The sequence below is a fragment of the Mycobacterium sp. SMC-21 genome (assembly GCF_045310825.1).
GTDB lineage: Bacteria > Actinomycetota > Actinomycetes > Mycobacteriales > Mycobacteriaceae > Mycobacterium.
In genome coordinates this window covers 103,607-121,645 of the sequence record NZ_JBJIAO010000015.1, presented here as the reverse complement: position 1 = coordinate 121,645, position 18,039 = coordinate 103,607, and the positions used below count along the sequence as shown (strand labels likewise).

18 protein-coding genes are annotated in these 18,039 nt (G+C 62.9%); 16 read left to right on the top strand and 2 right to left on the bottom strand.

Features of this window, described 5'->3' with window-relative positions:
* The 9 genes from ACJH6H_RS16695 to ACJH6H_RS16655 all read left to right on the top strand — a co-directional run.
* A partial coding sequence (locus tag ACJH6H_RS16695; protein ID WP_406775384.1) for a DEAD/DEAH box helicase family protein occupies nucleotides 1–2,328 on the top strand: 2,328 nt, incomplete at its 5' end.
* A gap of 150 nt (nucleotides 2,329–2,478) precedes the next feature.
* Nucleotides 2,479–4,767, top strand: coding sequence for an AAA family ATPase (locus ACJH6H_RS16690; RefSeq protein WP_167838078.1), 2,289 nt, complete (start codon nucleotides 2,479–2,481; stop codon nucleotides 4,765–4,767).
* A gap of 344 nt (nucleotides 4,768–5,111) precedes the next feature.
* Nucleotides 5,112–6,089: an AAA family ATPase gene (locus ACJH6H_RS16685; protein ID WP_135357431.1), complete on the top strand. Its 978-nt coding sequence runs from the start codon at nucleotides 5,112–5,114 to the stop codon at nucleotides 6,087–6,089.
* A 155-nt stretch (nucleotides 6,090–6,244) separates the two neighbouring features.
* Complete coding sequence (locus tag ACJH6H_RS16680; protein WP_244602363.1) at nucleotides 6,245–8,599, top strand: S8 family peptidase; 2,355 nt, start codon at nucleotides 6,245–6,247, stop codon at nucleotides 8,597–8,599.
* Nucleotides 8,600–8,932: 333 nt separating this feature from the next.
* The gene (locus ACJH6H_RS16675) at nucleotides 8,933–9,979 is read left to right on the top strand and encodes a hypothetical protein (RefSeq protein ID WP_406775383.1); all 1,047 of its coding nucleotides are present in this window, start codon (nucleotides 8,933–8,935) and stop codon (nucleotides 9,977–9,979) included.
* Nucleotides 9,976–10,323, top strand: coding sequence for a hypothetical protein (locus ACJH6H_RS16670; RefSeq protein ID WP_406775382.1), 348 nt, complete (start codon nucleotides 9,976–9,978; stop codon nucleotides 10,321–10,323). Before ACJH6H_RS16675 ends, ACJH6H_RS16670 begins: the two co-directional genes overlap by 4 nt.
* A 168-nt stretch (nucleotides 10,324–10,491) precedes the next feature.
* Nucleotides 10,492–12,243: a hypothetical protein gene (locus ACJH6H_RS16665; RefSeq protein ID WP_406775381.1), complete on the top strand. Its 1,752-nt coding sequence runs from the start codon at nucleotides 10,492–10,494 to the stop codon at nucleotides 12,241–12,243.
* 49 nt (nucleotides 12,244–12,292) lie between these two features.
* Nucleotides 12,293–12,835, top strand: coding sequence for a hypothetical protein (locus tag ACJH6H_RS16660; RefSeq protein ID WP_406775380.1), 543 nt, complete (start codon nucleotides 12,293–12,295; stop codon nucleotides 12,833–12,835).
* A 115-nt stretch (nucleotides 12,836–12,950) separates the two neighbouring features.
* Nucleotides 12,951–13,613 carry a hypothetical protein gene (locus tag ACJH6H_RS16655; RefSeq protein ID WP_406775379.1) on the top strand — a complete coding sequence of 221 codons (663 nt, stop codon included), beginning with the start codon at nucleotides 12,951–12,953 and terminating at the stop codon, nucleotides 13,611–13,613.
* A gap of 72 nt (nucleotides 13,614–13,685) precedes the next feature.
* Here ACJH6H_RS16655 and ACJH6H_RS16650 read toward each other — a convergent pair whose 3' ends face one another.
* Nucleotides 13,686–13,943, bottom strand: a complete 258-nt coding sequence (locus ACJH6H_RS16650; protein WP_406775378.1) for a helix-turn-helix domain-containing protein — start codon at nucleotides 13,941–13,943, stop codon at nucleotides 13,686–13,688.
* Nucleotides 13,944–14,007: 64 nt separating this feature from the next.
* Entirely contained in the window at nucleotides 14,008–14,988 is a 981-nt protein-coding gene (locus ACJH6H_RS16645; protein WP_406775377.1) for a hypothetical protein, read from the bottom strand.
* On the opposite strand from ACJH6H_RS16645, the gene ACJH6H_RS16640 reads away from it, so the two are divergent.
* The 7 genes from ACJH6H_RS16640 (at nucleotide 14,972) to ACJH6H_RS16610 (ending at nucleotide 17,974) form a co-directional block, all read left to right on the top strand.
* Nucleotides 14,972–15,157: a hypothetical protein gene (locus ACJH6H_RS16640; protein WP_406775376.1), complete on the top strand. Its 186-nt coding sequence runs from the start codon at nucleotides 14,972–14,974 to the stop codon at nucleotides 15,155–15,157. The genes ACJH6H_RS16645 and ACJH6H_RS16640 overlap by 17 nt on opposite strands.
* A 157-nt stretch (nucleotides 15,158–15,314) precedes the next feature.
* Nucleotides 15,315–15,842, top strand: coding sequence for a hypothetical protein (locus ACJH6H_RS16635; RefSeq protein WP_406775375.1), 528 nt, complete (start codon nucleotides 15,315–15,317; stop codon nucleotides 15,840–15,842).
* Between the two features lie 37 nt (nucleotides 15,843–15,879).
* Complete coding sequence (locus ACJH6H_RS16630; protein WP_406775374.1) at nucleotides 15,880–16,260, top strand: hypothetical protein; 381 nt, start codon at nucleotides 15,880–15,882, stop codon at nucleotides 16,258–16,260.
* 69 nt (nucleotides 16,261–16,329) lie between these two features.
* Nucleotides 16,330–16,587 (top strand): hypothetical protein, encoded by a 258-nt coding sequence (locus ACJH6H_RS16625; RefSeq protein ID WP_406775373.1) that lies wholly within the window; start codon nucleotides 16,330–16,332, stop codon nucleotides 16,585–16,587.
* A gap of 49 nt (nucleotides 16,588–16,636) precedes the next feature.
* Nucleotides 16,637–16,882: a hypothetical protein gene (locus ACJH6H_RS16620; protein ID WP_406775372.1), complete on the top strand. Its 246-nt coding sequence runs from the start codon at nucleotides 16,637–16,639 to the stop codon at nucleotides 16,880–16,882.
* Nucleotides 16,883–16,886: 4 nt separating this feature from the next.
* Complete coding sequence (locus ACJH6H_RS16615) at nucleotides 16,887–17,306, top strand: hypothetical protein (RefSeq protein WP_406775371.1); 420 nt, start codon at nucleotides 16,887–16,889, stop codon at nucleotides 17,304–17,306.
* Between the two features lie 5 nt (nucleotides 17,307–17,311).
* Nucleotides 17,312–17,974, top strand: coding sequence for a hypothetical protein (locus tag ACJH6H_RS16610; protein ID WP_406775370.1), 663 nt, complete (start codon nucleotides 17,312–17,314; stop codon nucleotides 17,972–17,974).
* Nucleotides 17,975–18,039 lie beyond the last annotated feature (65 nt).

The following is an 18,039-nucleotide window of genomic DNA, read 5'->3' as shown; positions in this document are numbered from 1 at the left end:
TTGCCATGGGGACATCCTTCCAGCCCGCCCATGCTGGGCAAGCCAACTCAGATGTCACCTATTCGTGCAGCAGACCCGTTTCCCCGCTTCCATCAGTGGGAAGCGGTCACCGAACTCACCGCGGCGGTCACCACTGAGGGCGTTGGCAAGCGCTATCTGATCCAGCACTCCGCAGGTTCCGGCAAAACCGACTCGATCGCATGGACAGCGCACCGGATGGCCCGGTTGCAGGTCGACAATCAGAAGGTTTTCGACTCCGTCATCGTGGTCACTGACCGCAACGTCCTCGACGCTCAACTGCAAGACGCAATCAAGCAGATCGACAACGACCAGGGCATCGTCGTGGCGATCGACCGCGACGAGGCAGCGAAGGCCGGCGCCTCGAAGTCAGGGTTGCTGGCAAAGGCGCTCACCGACGGGAAACTGATCATCGTCGTCACCATCCAGACCTTTCCGTTCGCGATGCAGGCGATTCGAGAAAACAAGGGGCTCAAGGGGAAGAAGTTCGCAGTCGTCGCCGACGAAGCGCACTCGTCACAGTCTGGGCAGGTCGCCGGAAAGCTGAAAGCGGTGTTGACTGCCGAGGAACTCAAGGAGGTCGAGGAAGGCAAAGAGATCGACGTCGAGGCCGTCTTGGCCGCCGAAGCCACTGAGCGAGCTGCATCGGAGAACATCTCATACTTTGCGTTCACCGCCACCCCAAAAGCCAAGACGCTCGAACTGTTTGGCCGCGAGCCGGCACCGGGCGAGAACCCGGTGCCGTTCCACGTCTACACGATGAAACAGGCCATCGAAGAGGGTTACATCCTCGACGTACTGACCGGCTACCACTCGTTCAAGCTTGCCTTCCAGATTGGGCAGAACGCGGGTGGCGGCGATGAGGTGGACCAGAACGAGGCCACCAAAGCAGTTATGCGTTGGGTCAAGCTCAACCCACAGACGATCTCACAGAAGGCCGCGATATCCGTCGAGCACTTCCGCGAGAACGTCGCCGCACTACTCGACGGGCACGCCAAGGCCATGGTCGTCACCGACTCCCGCAAGGCCGCCGTCCGCTACAAGCTCGCGATTGACGACTACATCGCCAAGAAGGGCTACGGCTACGGCACCCTGGTCGCGTTCTCAGGTGCGGTGCAGGATCCCGAATCCGGGCCGAATGACTTCACCGAAGCGACCATGAACCCCGGCGTGCACGATCTGCGCACCGCGTTCCGCGGTGACGACTACAGAATCATGATCGTCGCCAATAAGTTCCAGACCGGGTTCGATCAGCCGCTGCTCTGCGCGATGTACGTAGACCGGATCTTGTCCGGGGTGACGGCCGTGCAGACGCTGTCTCGGCTCAACCGCACCTACCGCACCCCATCGGGCATCGTGAAGACGGCGGCCATGACCCAGGTCGTGGACTTCGTCAACGAACCCGCTGCAATCAAAGAGGCGTTCGAGCCGTACTTCACCGATGCTTTCTTGGAAACTGCGACCGATCCGAACTTGGTGCATGACCTCGCCGCAAAGCTCGACACCGCCGCGATCTACACCCAAGCCGAGATCGACCAGTGCGCTGAAGCTTTCGTGAAGAACAAGGGCAACAGCGCTCTTGCGGGGGCCGTCGGCCCGGGCCAAAAGCGCTTCGCTGACCGGTACACCGCGGCTCTGATCCACAACGGCGGCGAGGGAGACAAGGCAGCGCTCGCCGAGCTGGACATGTTCCGCAAGGACGTCGGGTCGTTCGTCCGCCTCTATGATTTCATGTCGCAGATCATCGACTACGGCGATCCTGAGTTGGAGAAGAAGCAGATCTACCTTCGACTCCTCGACCGGTTCATCCAGTCGGAGAACTACACTGCGCCCATCGACCTGTCCGACGTAGTGCTCAAGCAGGTCAAGCAGATTGACCGAGGCCGAATCGACATCGGCCTCGGTGTGCGTGTCGGGTTGTCCGGGGTTACTGCTGCTGGCTCGGGTGAGAAGCGGGACCCGAAAATGTTGGCATTCCAACAGGTTCTCGATCGTCTCAACGACCTCTTCGGGTCGGAGGATTTCACCCAATCCCAAAAGGTGTCGTTCCTCGAAGCGTTACTGCGAACACTGCTCGACGACCATGCGCTCGTCCAGCAGGCAAAGGTCAACTCCGCTAACCAGTTCGTCGAGTCGCCCGACTTCGACGATGCGGTTACCGGTGCAGTCGCTGACAACCAAGGTGCTCACGAAAAGATGAGCGATTACTTCTTCACCAACGCGCCGGGCCGCACCCACCTGATGTCCGACATCGCGAAGTGGTTCTACCAGGTCGTCACGTCAGAGACCGAGCACATCTCGTTGCAGTAAGTAATCAGAGTCGGCGCTGGCCGGCGTCGTGGTCGCTGAGGATCGAGTTGTCTCAAACGGCGGCGGTCGTGTCGGTCCCTCGGAATACCATCGGGGAGTCGAGCAGGACTACAAAATTTGGGGGAGCGAGTGAAACTCTCGACTATGTACGTGCGGTTCTACCGCTCGTTCAATTTCGACTACTTGCGCAAGAGCAGGGAGGACACTACCTCGACGCCGAACCTGTGGGATCTGGTGGGTGATAACGATCTGTTCTTTCCCTTCGTGCGCATCCCGCTGGAGCCAGACGTCACCACGGTGGTCGGCGCGAACGAGGCGGGCAAGAGCCAGCTGCTGTACGCGATCGAGGCGCTGCTGACCGGAGAGGGATACGTCAGGCGCGACTTTTGTAGGTATTCAACGGAATTCGCTGAGGAAGCGGCACCGACTCTGCCCGAATTCGGTGGCGAGTTCACCGATCTCACCGAGGACGAGCACACCGCTGTCCTTGCGTTGGCGAAGTGGAATGTGGAGACGATCGACTCCTTCCATTTCTTCCGATTCCATGACAGAACGGTCGTGTACGTCGGTGAAGAGTCTGTCGAGGTCGACGAGACGCTCTCTGGCCTCACGCTGCCACGTTCGTTTCGAATCGACGCACGAGTGCCGCTTCCGGACAGTGTCGAGATCGCCTACCTGGCCGGCGACACATCGCGGACTGGGCGGACCCGCGAGGGCTGGCTGGGCCGGATGTCCTTCCTACGCCGCAACCCCGAGTCGCTGGATACTCCACCCTCAGGCGAGGTCAGGGCGGTGTACGACGGGGCCGACGACCCGCCCAGCGATCGGCTGCTCGAGCAGTGGAATCTTGCCCGGCGGCTGCTCCTCGACGTCGCCGAAGTTACCGAGGACGAGTTCCAGGAGCTCGGAGCCGCGATCTCGATCTCAGAGGGTTACGCCGAGGCCCTCGTGAAGAAATTCAACCGTAAACTGGCCGATAGTCTCAACTTTCGACGATGGTGGACCCAGGACAGCGACTTCTCCCTGCAACTGCGGCTGCGTGATTTCGACCTGGTGTTCACGATCCGCGACCGAACGGGCACCGACTACACGTTTGCGGAGAGGAGTCAGGGTCTCCAGTACTTCTTAAGCTACTTCGTCCAGTACATGTCGCACGACCGAAATAAGGGCGAGATCCTGCTGATGGACGAGCCCGACGCCTTCCTATCGAACTCGGGGCAACAGGACCTGTTGCGGATCTTCGAAGCATTCGCTCACCCGGACACCGACACGGCGGTCCCGGTCCAGGTCGTCTACGTCACCCACTCCCCGTTCCTGATCGACAAGAATCACGCCGAACGAATTCGCGTTCTGGAGAAGGGCGAGAATGAGGAGGGAACACGCGTCGTCAAGAACGCGGGGCGCAACCACTACGAGCCGCTGCGATCCGCTCTGGGCGCCTTCGTCGCTGAGACGACGTTCATCAGCTCGTGCAACCTGATGTTGGAAGGCCAGGCCGATCCCATTCTCCTCGCCGGGGCTAGCGCTGTGGCGAGGAGGGTCGCGCCTAGCGGAAACGCGCTCGATCTGAACACTCTGACCCTTGTCCCGTGTGGAGGTGCTCGCAACATCGCCTACATGGTTCACCTGGCTCGTGGACGTGACGAGGATAAGCCGGCAGTGCTCGTCATGGTTGACGACGACGATGAGGGCCGGGCGGCGATCGAGGACGTGAAGGCGATGAAGGGACTATTGCCAACGTCGCTGGTGTTCACCGTTGCTGACACAGTAGACGGCGAGCGGCGCCCCGGAATTGTCGAACTTGAGGACCTCGTTCCCGTCGCGTTCGCCAACGAAGCCGTTAAGCGGATCGCGGACGCGGTGCTGCCCGCCGACCAGGCAGGGGCTTTCAGGTCCGCATGGGTCGACGTGAAACCGAGACGTGGACAGCGGCTCTTCAAGTTGCTGAAAGACGCCACGATCGCTGCCTGCACCACGGGCGAACTGGGTCGGCCGCTTGAGCTCGAGAAGGTGCCCTTCGCTCGAAGTGTGATGGATCTTGCGCTGGCCAAGGACGCCGACCCCGAGCGGCAACAGGAGTTGTACAAGAACTTTCAACCGGTACTCGCGCACATCGAGATGAGGCAACGCGAGGCCATGCGCGACCATGCACAGGCAAGGATCTCGACCGTCATCAACCGGCTTCGGAAGAACTTCATTAAGGACCATCCGGGGAGGATCCGCAAGACCGATGCGGTGTCGTTGCTGGAGTCGTTGCAGGCCCAGCTTCCCCTCGAAGCAGCCGAGGCCGATGCGGTGCTGCAAGGAATGCGCTCCATCCACCGCGACTTCAAACTGGCCGACGATCCTCGCTCGATGCTTGATGAACCGGACCTATTCAGGGATCGGCTTTTCACTCTCAGCTACGGAGCGACGAATGCGGTGCAGCAGGAACCCTGACAGGGCGTCGGCTGGTGGACACCTGCTGATCTTCGCCCCCGAACCTGTCAGTCTGGTTTCTAACCGATGGGGGCAGGACAAACTGTGGCGTGGTTGTGCATCAGACCCGGCTTGCTTGGGCTGTCTGATGCGGTGTTCCGCTCTGTTTACGAGGGCTCGGCTGAAAACGATAAGCGCTGGGCCGAACGTGAGGCGGGGGCGAACGGGTGAGCGCGGCCAGCAACCCCGCTGAGTCCAGTAGGTTTGCCTGGGCGCTGGTCGGCCAAGTTTGCCGGCATGCGCGCGAGCTCTCGGTAAGATGTCTCGCACGGTGACTGCCGCGCAGGTTGAGGAGAACAAGGGCCATGGCACGTGCAGACCTGCTTCTAGCACTCGTCCAATCGGGTGCGGGTGGTGACGACCTCGCGTTCAGGCGTGCTGCGGAGGCATTGATCGCCGAAGAGGAAAACAAGCGGCACAATGTTCTCGCTTCGCAGCTCACCGAGGCGCTGCGCCGAAAGCGGCCCCAGTCTTCATCGAGTGTGACGGCGCTGAGCCGCAACGAGGCGACTAGAGGCTTGTTCTTCGAGCAAGAGCCGGAGCGCCGTGTATCGGATTTGGTCCTACCATCCGAGGTACGCCACGCCGTCGGGCAGCTAACCGAGGAACACTATCGACGCGATCTGTTACGCAGCCATGGGGTTGAACCTCGGCACCGCGTCTTGCTCGTGGGCCCTCCCGGTGGTGGCAAGACGTCCTTGGCGGAAGCGGTCGCCACCGAACTCGCAGTGCCGCTGCTCAGCGTTCGCTACGAGGGTCTGATCGGGAGCTTTCTCGGCGAAACTGCGTCGCGGATGGAAGCACTCTTCGACGCAGTGCGTGTTCGTCCCTGCGTCTTATTCTTCGATGAATTCGACGTGGTCGCCAAGGAACGCGGAGACACACACGAAACGGGCGAGATCAAGCGCGTAGTGAGCTCTTTGCTGTTGCAGGTTGATCGTCTACCTAGCCATGTGGTGGTGATAGCGGCAACCAATCACGCCGAGTTGTTGGACCGAGCGGTTTGGCGCCGGATGCAACTGAGGCTTAACCTTCCGCACCCAACTCGGGCGGGGAAGGTTGAATGGCTACAAGCTTGGTCTGCCAAGTCCGGAATCCGCTTGGGTCTGACGCCGCGAACCATCGCGGACCGGCTTGGTCGGGTCAGCTTCGCTGAGTTGGAAGAGTTCGCACTCGACGTTCAGCGACGTTCGATCCTGTCGGGTCCTGAGCCGGACGACACGGCGGTTACCCAGCAGGTTCTTAAACAATGGTCCGCGCGAGCCGGCGGTGAAGACGGGTAATGCCGCCTGAAGAGCGCGCCTCGACCCGACCGGTGATCTTGGGGCGCATTGCCCCACCCCGCGCGATACCGCCACGTCGTGGAGGCGGGGGACGAGCCCAATTCACCGATCCGGATGCCCGCGCGCGGCGCATCGATGCACAATTTGGCGCTGCGATGGCTGCAATCGGCGACCAGGTGCGTATCTCGGATTCTATCCAGGCCGCTGATCCGCAGCTGGTCCTCGTTTTCGAGGCGCTTGACGAACAGATCGACCTGACAAACGTTGCCGAGAAGCTCGGCATCGAAGTGTTGATTGAAGCCGAAAATGCTGTACTGCCGACCGACGAAGTTCGGCTCACGAGCGACAAGCCCCGCAATCCGTTCATCGCATCGTGTCTTCACGCGGTCTGCATGAATCAGTCGGCGTTCGACAACCTCTTGTCATTGTGGCGTACATGGAGGGACAGTCGAGAGCTGCCGCGAGGGTACTCACCACTACGAGACTTGTTCGCCCACCTCAAGGATGTTCGGCCGTGGGGTCCGCAAGACCGGTTGCAGACGATAGATTGGGATGAATATTTCGACGGCCGAATCGACGACCGCCTCCACTCAATCGAGATCGAGCTTTGGTACCGCCGCGGCCCCACTGCACGCGACAAGAGCCAGCGGGAGGTCGCGACTCTGGTCGAGCAGGCGGGTGGGCGAGTCGCCACAGTCGCAGTCATCGATCAGATTGGATTTCATGGGCTCAAGTGCGAGGTCCCGACCGCGCTCTTGCGCGAACTGGCAGCGGGCAACTTTGATGGTGTCCGCTTAGTTCGTTCCGCCAACGTGATGTACCTGCGAATCACGGGGCAGGCGCTGCCGATAGTCGGACCCTCCATCGAGATCTCCGAGGATATCGACGATCCGCTGCCTGGTGGCGACCCCGTTCTTTGCCTTCTTGACGGTGTGCCCATGGCGAATCACGTCCTGCTACGTGATCGAGTAGCTGTCTATGACCCAGACGATCTCACCCAGCTTGCGACGGTCGGCGAACGCCGACACGGAACTTGGACAGCGTCTATCGCTGTGTGGGGTGACCGCGGCTCGCAACAGGTTCCGGCGGCTCGGCCTGTGTTAGTTCGCCCCGTGCTGGTTCCATCGGACGAGACAGCCGATCGGACAGAGGAATTGCCATCCAACGAGCTGGTACCAGATCTGATGTGGCGGATATTCCGGGAGTTGTTCGAGGACGGCCCGAGCGGGCCCGCCGCGGCACCCACCGTCGCTATCGTCAACATCTCAGTAGGTGACCCCGCGGTGCCCTTCGAGACCGTCTTGTCTTCCTGGGCGCGGATGCTCGACTGGCTGAGCTACGAATACGGTGTTCTCGTCGTAATTTCCGCAGGAAATCATGGCAAGCTGACACTAAGTCCTTTGGTGTCAACCGATCTCACGGGAGCGGCCGGAACTGACCGGCGTCAGGTACTGCTGGATGCGATCGATCGTCGACAGAATGAGCGGAGACTGCTCGCTCCGGCGGAATCTGTCAACGCAATCACCGTGGGAGCCACTCACGACGACGGTTCGACCGCAGTCGCGCAAGGTTACCTCGTCGACCCGACGGACGGGTGTCCAAGCATTAGCCCCGTGACCGCGACGGGAAGTGGATATCGCCGCAGCATCAAGCCGGACGTACTGGCCCATGGTGGTCGCGCGTTCTACGTTGACGGTGCAACAGCCCAAGAAGCGATCACGCTGCGTGGCCTCTCGCCCCTCGGCCCCGGGCTCAAGGTGGCGACTCCGCCGGGACTCAATGAAACTCATGTAATTGGAACCAGTTTCGCCGCAGCACTAGTATCGCGACAGGCTGCACGCCTCCATGATCTCGTCGAGGAAATCGCGACGGGAACCTCCTTAACTCGCCGCCAGCGAGCGGCGGCGATAAAGGCATTGCTGGTGCATGGCACTGCGTGGCCGCCTGATCTAGCCTACGATCCCTTGTCCCCGGAGATTGCCATCGGGAATGGAGTCATATCACGGGACTATGCGGACGGATGTGCCAGCAACGAGGCAGTGATCCTCTACCTCGGCTCAATTGGGGCAGCGGAAGAGCAGGAGCTGTTGTTTCCGTTGCCTGACGGACTCAATGTCCGCGAGGCAAAACGGATCGATGCAACCCTTGCCTGGCTTACGCCAGTCAACTGGCGCAGCCGCCAGTACCGTTGTGCAAGTTTATCTTTCGTCACACCGAGCGGTGCCATCCCAACGCTTGGTACGCCAGCTGGCCATCCATCGGCCGTAACCACTCGCGGCGCAGCAACCGTACAGCACCAACGATGGGAGCTGGAAAAGACTTTCGCTTCGGGGCAAGGAAGCGATATGAACATTCGGGTGAAGTGCTATGAACAAGCTGGCGGACTTGGTGGACGCGCTGTGGACTTCGCCGTGGCAGTCTCCTTGTGGGTAGCGCCGACTATCAACGTTGATGTCTACAGCCAAGTCCGGGACCAGGTCGCTGCGCGCGTAGCGGTACGACCTCAATGAAGCGTGCCTACCGGGTGGAAATTCGCATCCCCCCACTCTCCTAGGAAATGAAGCGCTCCGTGAGACAAAACGTAGTGCAGCGATCATGAGACAACTCGGATACCCCCAGGTCAGCCGCGCGTGCATATGCAGCGAAAAGTGAGAACCTACACGCGCGCGCAACTGCCCCCGCGCGGCCCGCCGGCCAACGACGCCCCTCGAACTCCCGCACCACTGTTCGCCGAGTGGGTGCTCAACGATCGCAGTCCGCGGCGCTGCACCTTACGTCAAGCACCGTTGATGGCGATCAAATCAGCGTCAAGATATCTTGACAGCAGTTGATAGACTCCTATCGTGGGATGGGAGTACGCACCCGGCGGCAGAAGCGGCGAATGGCATGAGGGCTATCTCGTGGCCGAATTCGATGACGGCCAGCGGGCATTCGGTCTCTTCGGCATCGGCATCCCGGCCGGACACTTGGCCGTCGACCAATACGGCGACGGAACCTGGGGCGAAGAAGCCGTCCGCCGCCACGGCGGCCGGCCCGAGTTCCAGACACGCCCCGCCGGCGAGGTCATCGGTTGGCGAGTCACCTGCAATTGCTACCAGTCAGGATCAGAAGCACCCGACCACCGATGGTTCAGCCGACAACTCTGGACACGGGTACCCTCGCCAACGCGCCATGATCCCAAGGCATTTCGCATCTACGCCGCCGACGAGGACGTACTCGACGTGATCAGCGGTGACGCGAATCCCGCGGCCCACGACGTATGGTGGCGCGACCACATCAGCGAGCTTGACGCAGCGATGGCGATTCGTGTTGCAGCCGAGGCCGTCCGTGCCGGCGAGGAGCAGCTCGACCGCGCTGTCGCCAGCGCACGACGCCAGAACCTGACCTGGGCCAAAATCGGTGCGGCAGCGGGAATGACTGGTCAAGCCGCCCACGCACGTTGGTCAAAGCGAATGATCCCAGCGGGGTTGACTGAACCTGCGCAGGGCACGATCGGCCAGTTTCTAGCCGCCGACCCAGGTCTCCCCTCGCGATTCAATCCCAACCTGGCGGTCTGTGTTGACGGTGAAGGCGTGCCTCCCGCTTTCAGGAGCGGACACCACTCCGGCGCCGACGACTCCCTACCGAGCGTAACGGCGGAATCCCTTGCTAGCGAACTGCGTTCACGCGGATGGGTCGCGCGCGAGAGCGGGACCGAGGAGGACACCGAGCAGGTATGCGAAATCGACGAAGACGACCACGGCCAAGGAGTGGACGTCAACGTCTACTTCCTCCGGTACGAGCCCGCAACGTGGATCGTGGGCGCGAACACGCACCATGCACCCACGCCCAGCACCGTTGCCGAGCTGGCTGACCGCATCATCGCAACAATCAGTGAGGACGCCCGGTGAGCACCGCGTATTACAACGAAGAGGCCTTTTTCGAGGCTTGGCGCAAAGGCGTACAAATCGCCGGGGCTCTCTATTTCGGCGACGGCCATACGTCGAACGTCGAGACAGCCACGAGCAAGTACGACCTAGCGCCGGACTACGACGCCGTCATGAGCGCCCTTGGCACCCTTTCCTCCGGCGAGGCGGTGTTCCTCGCCGCGATGTACAGCTTCTACAACGACGATGCCGGCGGCAAAATGCTGGCCCAGCTCGACGCCCCAGGCCTTGCCGGTATCTCGGCGCACCTGGACGAAGCCCGCTGCCGGGTAATTGCTGATCTTTTGGTCTCCTACGCCGGATGGTAGCCATACCCATGTCCGACAACGCCACCCCGGCCAACAAGTGCGATATCGGGCTGCTCCCGGTGATACGCGCCGAGCCACGGTTGCTCACCCTCACCTAGGCCCCCACGACCCCCGGCGCCGGAATCGCCCGGGCGGCATCTCCTTATAGCGAAAGGAACCAAAGCACCCGTGCCGCCGATCCCCATCGAGTGGCTTGGACCCAACAACACCTTTGGGGCCAACGTTCCCGGCTTAGACGAAATCGGCGCGATAGCCATCCCATACGCCCGGCTCCCAGGCCGGGCCGCGACCGCCTACCGCCCGCGCTACACATACTGGGCTGACATCGCCGACGAACTGATGGAAGACCTGATGGCCCTTCCTGGAGCTGGCGAACGTACCCTGCGCGCCACCCTGGCCGCCGCGATCGAAACCGTCGCCGCACACCGCGCAGCCCGAGGTCGACGCCGGCTCACCGCACCCGCGGCCGCTCATGTCCTCCTCGATCGTCTAGGTCCAATCGACCGGACCCTGCTTACCCGCCTCGTGTTCCCGATCGACCCGCACCCTCGCGAAGACGTCGCGGCCGATCTTGGCGTCGACCCGGCATGGTTCGAGCGCAACCGGCCCCGCACCAAACGCCGGTTCGCCGAAATGCTCGCCGAGCCGGCCCACCAGGACGTGACCCGCCACGCCCGCGCTCTGCGGACTGTTCTTGGCCCCTACACACCCAGCCAGCGCGTTATCCACCATCTCAGGGAGTTTCGCTTAGACCCTTACGGCGCTGAGGCTCAGATGTACCTGTATCTCGCCGGACCGTACGCGCCTCGCGGCGACTGGCACGAGAACCGTGCCATCGACGGTCAGCGTCGAGTGCTCGACGTCGTGGCGCGCGCATTCGACACTTCCCCCGTTCAAACGGACAAGACACTCACCGCGAAGCTCGTCGAAGCGGGCATGCCCGCTGCCGTCGTCCCGACGTTTCTCGGCACTTTCTTCAGCCTGCGCCGCCTCAATGGTGTCTGCGTGCAGTGGGGTTCGACGTCAGGTGAGCAGGCCGAAGCGGTCTTGCACGCGATGGGCAAGCCGATGACTGGCGCGGACATTCACGCGATGATCGGCCGCCAGGCGCTGACACTGGAGACGCTCATGGGAACGCTGTACACCGACGACCGCTTCGTCCGGGCATCGAGAACCACCTGGGCCTTGCGGGCGTGGGGAACGGTCCAGTATCAGGGCGTTGTCGACGAGATCGGCCGCCGCATCGACGCGGCCGGGGGCCGCGTACGCAGCGCTGACCTGGTCGCTGACATTCTGGCCGCAGTGCCCGATGTTGCCGAATCGTCCGTGCGTGGATACATGGCATCCCTGGCCTTCATCTCCGAAGACGGCACTCTACGCCGCCGTCGTGACGATGACCCCTTGCCGGCCCAGCCTCACTGGAACACCGCACGCGGAACCTTCCAGCACGGCAATACCATTCGACTCGCCCTACCTGTCACGAGCGAGCTGTTGCGCGGCTCCGCGGTCCAAATTCCGGCGGCCACCGCAGCCGGCGCGGGAGTGCAACCCGGCGTGCGGCGGAACTTCGGCACAACTGCCGGAGACGTCGCGATGATTTGGCCGCTGTGGAGCACCAACGGGCCACGCCTCGGAACTATTCGCGCACTCGCCAAGTCCCACGGCGCGCAGATCGGCGACACCGTGGTGCTGATCTTCGACACCGCCAAAGAGACGCTCACTGCCCGCCGCATTCCCGCGGGCACCACCGGCGAGCCTCTGCTCGAGCTCGTTCTCGGGACGAAGAGGATCACGCTACGCAGTATCGCCACAAGGCTGGACTGTTCACCCCAGGACGTTCACACCATCCTGACCCGGCGCGGCGATACCGCCCTCGCCGCCGTCGTCACCCGGGTCTGTCAGTCCCTTGCGCCAAAATAGAACGCACTACGCCGCGATTCACCGCACCGCACCGAAGGCCGAGGAACAGATGATCACCGATAGCCGAGAAACAGCCCCCGCCAGCACCGCGTTCGAACCAGCGCGCGTCGGCTTCGCGAACGGCGAGGTGAAGGTCGTCCACCGCGCCGAAATCGATGATCGGACCGGAAGGCTCACCATCGTCGACCGCGTCAGCTACCCCGATCCGAACGACAATCAGTTGAGCGAAGCTGAGCACGTTCGCCACTATGCCGCGCATGCTTGGACATGGGTTGAACCTGAAATCGACAGCGGCACACTGTGGGTTCAGCACTACCCGTGCACACAGGACGGAGAGCCGCTCAACGATCGCACCGCCTGGTTCCGTCTGGCATGGATGGTGCCGCGCGAGGAAGCGGTGAAAGTCGCTGCGCGATACGTTGCTGACCAATTCACCTACCGCTGGACCGATGTCGCGCCGCACATCGAGCAGGACCTCGAACCGCCGGTCCGGACATTTGCACGGCCGTTGGTGGACCGCCAGGGCAGGTTCCACAATCTCGCGTTCCGCTGGCTGCCGCACCCCGCTACGTGGCCGGAGTCGAGGTCGTGATGAAGATGGTTGTCGGTGACCGTTTGCGCATTCGGTGCCGGCCGGTATCCGAGTGGATACTGCCGCAACGCGATTCCGTCACACCGCCGACCAGCCCGCAAAGAATCGGACACCGATGAACGAGTACGAGCACAGGGCGCAAGAGGTGATAAACGGGCTCACCACGTTCCTCCACAACTTGTGGGTCCGTCAGCTACTTGGACAGGCACTTGAGGCGGCCCGCGGCGGAACTCTCGCGCTCGACTGGCGGGACCGACTGACCAGTCCCACCGGTTGCCCCCCGGACGTGGCCGCCCTTGCCCTTGAAGAAGTGCGGCAGCTGCCTGTCGCCGCGTGGGAGCCGGCCGCGTCGGCGAGCTGGGACGAGGCGTTGGGATCATGGTTCGCCACCACCCGGGCGCTGCTGGTCCAGGACTACATCCAAAAGGCCGCACAGCAGCACCACGCGCTGGAGACTCGATCGAAGATCTTTCTGCACTTAGCGCCAGGCCCCTCCGACAAATTTGCGGATATGGTCCGCCGGGAGGAGTACGGGTCGGACGTTGCCACCTTCAATCTTCTGAGACAGCAGACCAACCTTCACATCGTGCACCGCGACCGCGCGTGCGCGTCCTATCTGGCTGGTCTCGCCGCCGGAGGCAGACCCAATGACTGGGTCGCCTGGTTCTCGCAGCGCATCGACACCTGGGAAGACCGATCCGCCGCTGAGAGCAACCGGATGCAGCTGGACTGGATCACCAAAAACTGGGAGCAACTACCGCTCTACTGGTTGAGCTGACACAGGCTAACGGGAGCACGGTTGCCACCTCGTTTCTGCCCCGATGTCGGGGTCAGAGCCACTTTAGGCGCCTTACTGATCGGATTCCTCGGTGGCTTCCGACAGGATGCCCTTCGTCAGGGCCGCCGGAGTCGTACCCAGGGCGGCCGAAATGCGTGCCAGGAGGCCGACTGTGATGTTCCGACGCCCGTGTTCGACCTGGTTGACGTAGGTCCGGTGGATGTTGGCGCGTTCAGCTAGAACACCTTGCGCGAGGCCCAGCTTTTCGCGTCGGGCCTTGATCTTCGCGCCCAGGCGCTCCAGGACGGCGGGGTCGTCATCGTCGGACATTCGGACCTGCTTTCTGGGTGCTGATGTAGCACATAGTCTACGGTCCAGGGTGTCGATCGCGAACTCAGAACAGTCCTTCACCGGTCGCCTCCTGCCACCATTGCTCAAATCCGCCGCGCTTCTTGGATTGCGGCCCGGCGGGGGCCGCGACGAACAGATGATCGGCGTCGCCATCGGACCGGTCCCGCAGGATGTGGCGCACGATGCCGTCGGCCCCGACCACTCGCTCGCCAGGCTGGGCCGCGAGTTGATCAGCCATGGCCGTGCGTGTGCCGGTGGCCAGGACGTCGAGCGCGCGCGCTGTGATCCCTGTGCCATTCCGTGCACGCCGGACAACCCGGCGTACCTCGTAGAGGGACCACTCAGCGGAGTCCAGCCGGGACTGAAAGAGTGCCAGCGCCTCGGTGAGTTCTGCATCGGCGACCAGGTCCGCAGCGCTGCTGCCGACGATCAAGGTTTGGGACGGATTAATGCTGCGTGCAACGTATTCCAGGAACAGTGCGTCTGCCGCTAGGTGCGGTTCGCGCCGGTAGCGGCTGATGACCTGATCCCGGCCCGCTGCGCTGCTCATAGCGAAAGGGCAGAAGCCGCAACACGATTTCGGGATTTCTTCGCCGAGTACATCCAGTACGTATTGAGCGCAGTCGCGGCGGGTCCAGCCCCAATCTTGCAAGGGGTACCAGCCGACCCGCAGATCGGTGTCGTGTAGGCGGTCCTTGTCCGAGCGCGACCGCTCATCGGCTTCGAAGCCCACGGCGTGACGGTACCTGTGGCCTTTGGTGATTCGAGCGATCACCGGATCGAGGGCGTCGCCCTTGGCATGCACCGAGCACAGTCGTTTGCCGCCCAGCTGGGGAAGTGTTGCCGCAGCGAGCATTTCGTCGCCCAGGGTGTAGACGCCGTCGGAATGCAGGCGTGACGGCGAGCGCGAGTCGTCGAGGACGACGACGCCGGCTCCCGCGCGTGTGGTTCGGCGCTGCGCGCGGGCCACCTGAACAAACCGCACCGAGTGGGCTGCGAGCATCGGGATGATCAACCGGGACATCGCGCTGATGGTGGCCTGGCTCTCGTGTCCGGTCATCGCCGATACCACTGCCAATTCGGACAAATCGAAGTCCCTCGACGTCGGGTCGGTCATCCAGCGCACGAGCATTGAGGTGGAGTCCAGGCCCAGCCCAAAGGACGCCACCACCGTTGGTGCGGGTTCGCTCTGATCAAGGCCGCCGAGTCGATCATGGTGACCGGGCGTGTCCCTGAGAGTGTTTGTTGCTGCGGCCATTTCGCATCTTTCATTCCACTTCAGCTGTTGCCTATAGTCTACAGCGCGATGTAGACTATAGGCAACACGCCGGAAGGGAAGGCCTCAGCCAAATGAGCGATCTCACCACTGACCAGCGATGGCTGCTCTATTTCATCGGTGGATGGACGATCCGCGACTGCCTGATCGACTCCACCGGCACCGACCACCTGATGCAGTCCATGGCCGGGGGGTACAACCATAAGCCCCCCACTGGCGGCCCGGAATGGATGACCGCCTACGAAACACGCAACGGCAAAGTCGTCTCACCCGGCCACGGCGACGTGCGGGTAGTTGTCACCAAAGCGCAGATCAACGCCTACGCCCGAAGCCTGCCGACCTCCATTCGCGACGAACTCATCGCCGCCAGAGACGAGGAAACCACGGAACGTAACCGCACCCTCGGCTGGTGCCACTGCCCCCATGCCCACATCGCGCCGAACGCCCATAGCGGCCCGTGCACCCGCTACCACCCCACTGAAGACGAAGACCACGCGCACTACCTGGAAGCAGACCGACTCCGGGCCATTACCAAAGACATCCTGCGCCGCGCCCTGCGCCTCGACGAACAGGCCGAACAACTCGACCTGTTCACGCTCTGACAGTCACCAAATACCCGACACACCAAAGGAGTACGCCATGACGACAACCACCTACGTCGCCACCGTCGCCCCATTCGATACCGCTGCCACCGAGGACAGCGGCCCACTTGCGCGCGTCAGGTACGTTACCGAAAATCACACCTTCGTCCGCGTCACTCGCGTGCAGCACGACGTCCTGCCCGCCGTCACCGGATACGGTCTCGACTTCTGGCTGACCGTGGACACTCTGGCCCGGCAGGTTCACCGCCACATCCTGGAGCTGATCGCTGCCCGAAAAATCCACCACGTCACCAGCTTTCAGGAGCTCTCACCCGAGCACCGCGCAAAGATCGACCACTCCCCCGAATTGGCAGACCTCGGCCCAAACGGCTTGCTCTACGTCCACTTACGCGTCACCGATCTGCTTCGGTTCGGCTGACCCACAACGCCTCATCACCTCCGACCGCCGCACCCCGATCACCATCACCCGACACCACGAAGGACCATCATGAGCAACCACCTCGAATGGGGACACGCCCACACAGCTCTCGCCGAGATGCGACCAGCGGACAAGCACGACCGCCGCGACTACCTCCACGCGGCCAAACCTCAGCCGCCGTACCCGCCCATCTGGCAAGCCAATCTCGTCAACTCCGACGGCGACGGCCTCGCCCTCATCGGCACCCGCGAGGCACTACTGACCTTCCTGGACACGGCCCGCGCCCACGTCTCCCACCACACCGATCCGGGCCGCGACCACGCCTGAACCACGCCCGACTCATCCTCTCCCCCATCGCACCCGAAGGACCCCAACAATGGCACTCACCGAGCCCGTCGACCCCTCCGACATCAACCTCGTCCTCCAGAACGGCATTGGACCGCAACTGGAATGGCAACTGGACGCATCCGAACTCGAACGCCGGCTCGATGCCGCCGCCTATGCCGCCGCGGCGATCCTCAACACCCCGTTCTACGAAGACGACCTCAGCGCCGCCGAACGCGCGAGTGCCGAGCAGGCCTACGCCCAGGCTCCATACGCGATCCGCGAGAGCACCCACTGACGTCATGTGCACGATCGACCCCGACATCGACTACGACTCCCCGCACGGGGCACGCGGATACGGCCAGACACTGATGGCCCTGTCAAAGCTGCTCGCCGCCGACTGGCACGTCACCGATTCCGGGGGCGGCTGCCAGCTCATCGTCTCCGGTGCTGTGCTGGAGGGCGGCTACCGCATCCAGGTCTCCGACCAGGGCGGCCCACTGTCGCCCTACCTGCACCGTGTCCGCGCCTGCCGAGCTGGGCGCACCGTCGGCTGGGCCGTCGGAATCTACACCGCCGCAACCGACTACGCCGAGCTGCACGGCTGGGCCGACACCGCCGACAACCACGCCGATATCGCCGCGCTGACCGCTGCCGCACTCGATGACTGCCGCCGCCACCGCGGCGCCACCTGCCACTGCCCCACCACCGAAAGGAACTGATCACCATGTCCCTCGCCGCGTTCGAAAAGTGCGCCCGCTGGCACTTCGCCAACCCGCCGGCCACCTGGACCGTGCACAAGGTCGACGCCCGCACCTGGCACGTCCGCGCCGCCGACGGAGCAGTCATCGACCGCTTCACCACCAAACGCGCAGCCGAGCAGGCCTGCACCGACGGCACCTACGTCAAGCTGTGGCACGCGAAAACCGCGTGGTACATGGGAACCGGCGCCGACCCCCGCGAACGCGCCCTCACCGACGAGGAACGGGCCATCGTCGACGAGATTGTCGGTTATGTGAACCGGAACACGACGACCTTCGAGGAGGCCGCAGCAGACCAGTTGCGGCGCATTCGATTCCGCGACCGTGACGCCGACGACACCGAAGTCTGGGAGGCGACAGTCTTGCCTGACGGACGGTACGCGGTCAAAGGCGTGCACTGGTGGACCTTTGCGGAGGCCGAGCTCGAGTTCGTGGACTACCCGGAAACAACGCAAGGAGAGCAGCAGGTGCCCGATGAGCTTGACGAGCTCGCCGCAGCGTGCGACCACTGGGACCGGATCATCGAGAGCGACTTGGCGACCAACGATGCCGAGCACGAGGCGGCACTGAGGATCATCGAGATAGCCCGCCGTGTCACGGCCCGGCCACGCAACGAAGCGAACGTGTAACTGCCCCAATTAGTTCGGGGCCGACCCCGCAGCGGGTCGGCCCCGGAAGCCGTACTCAGAATTAA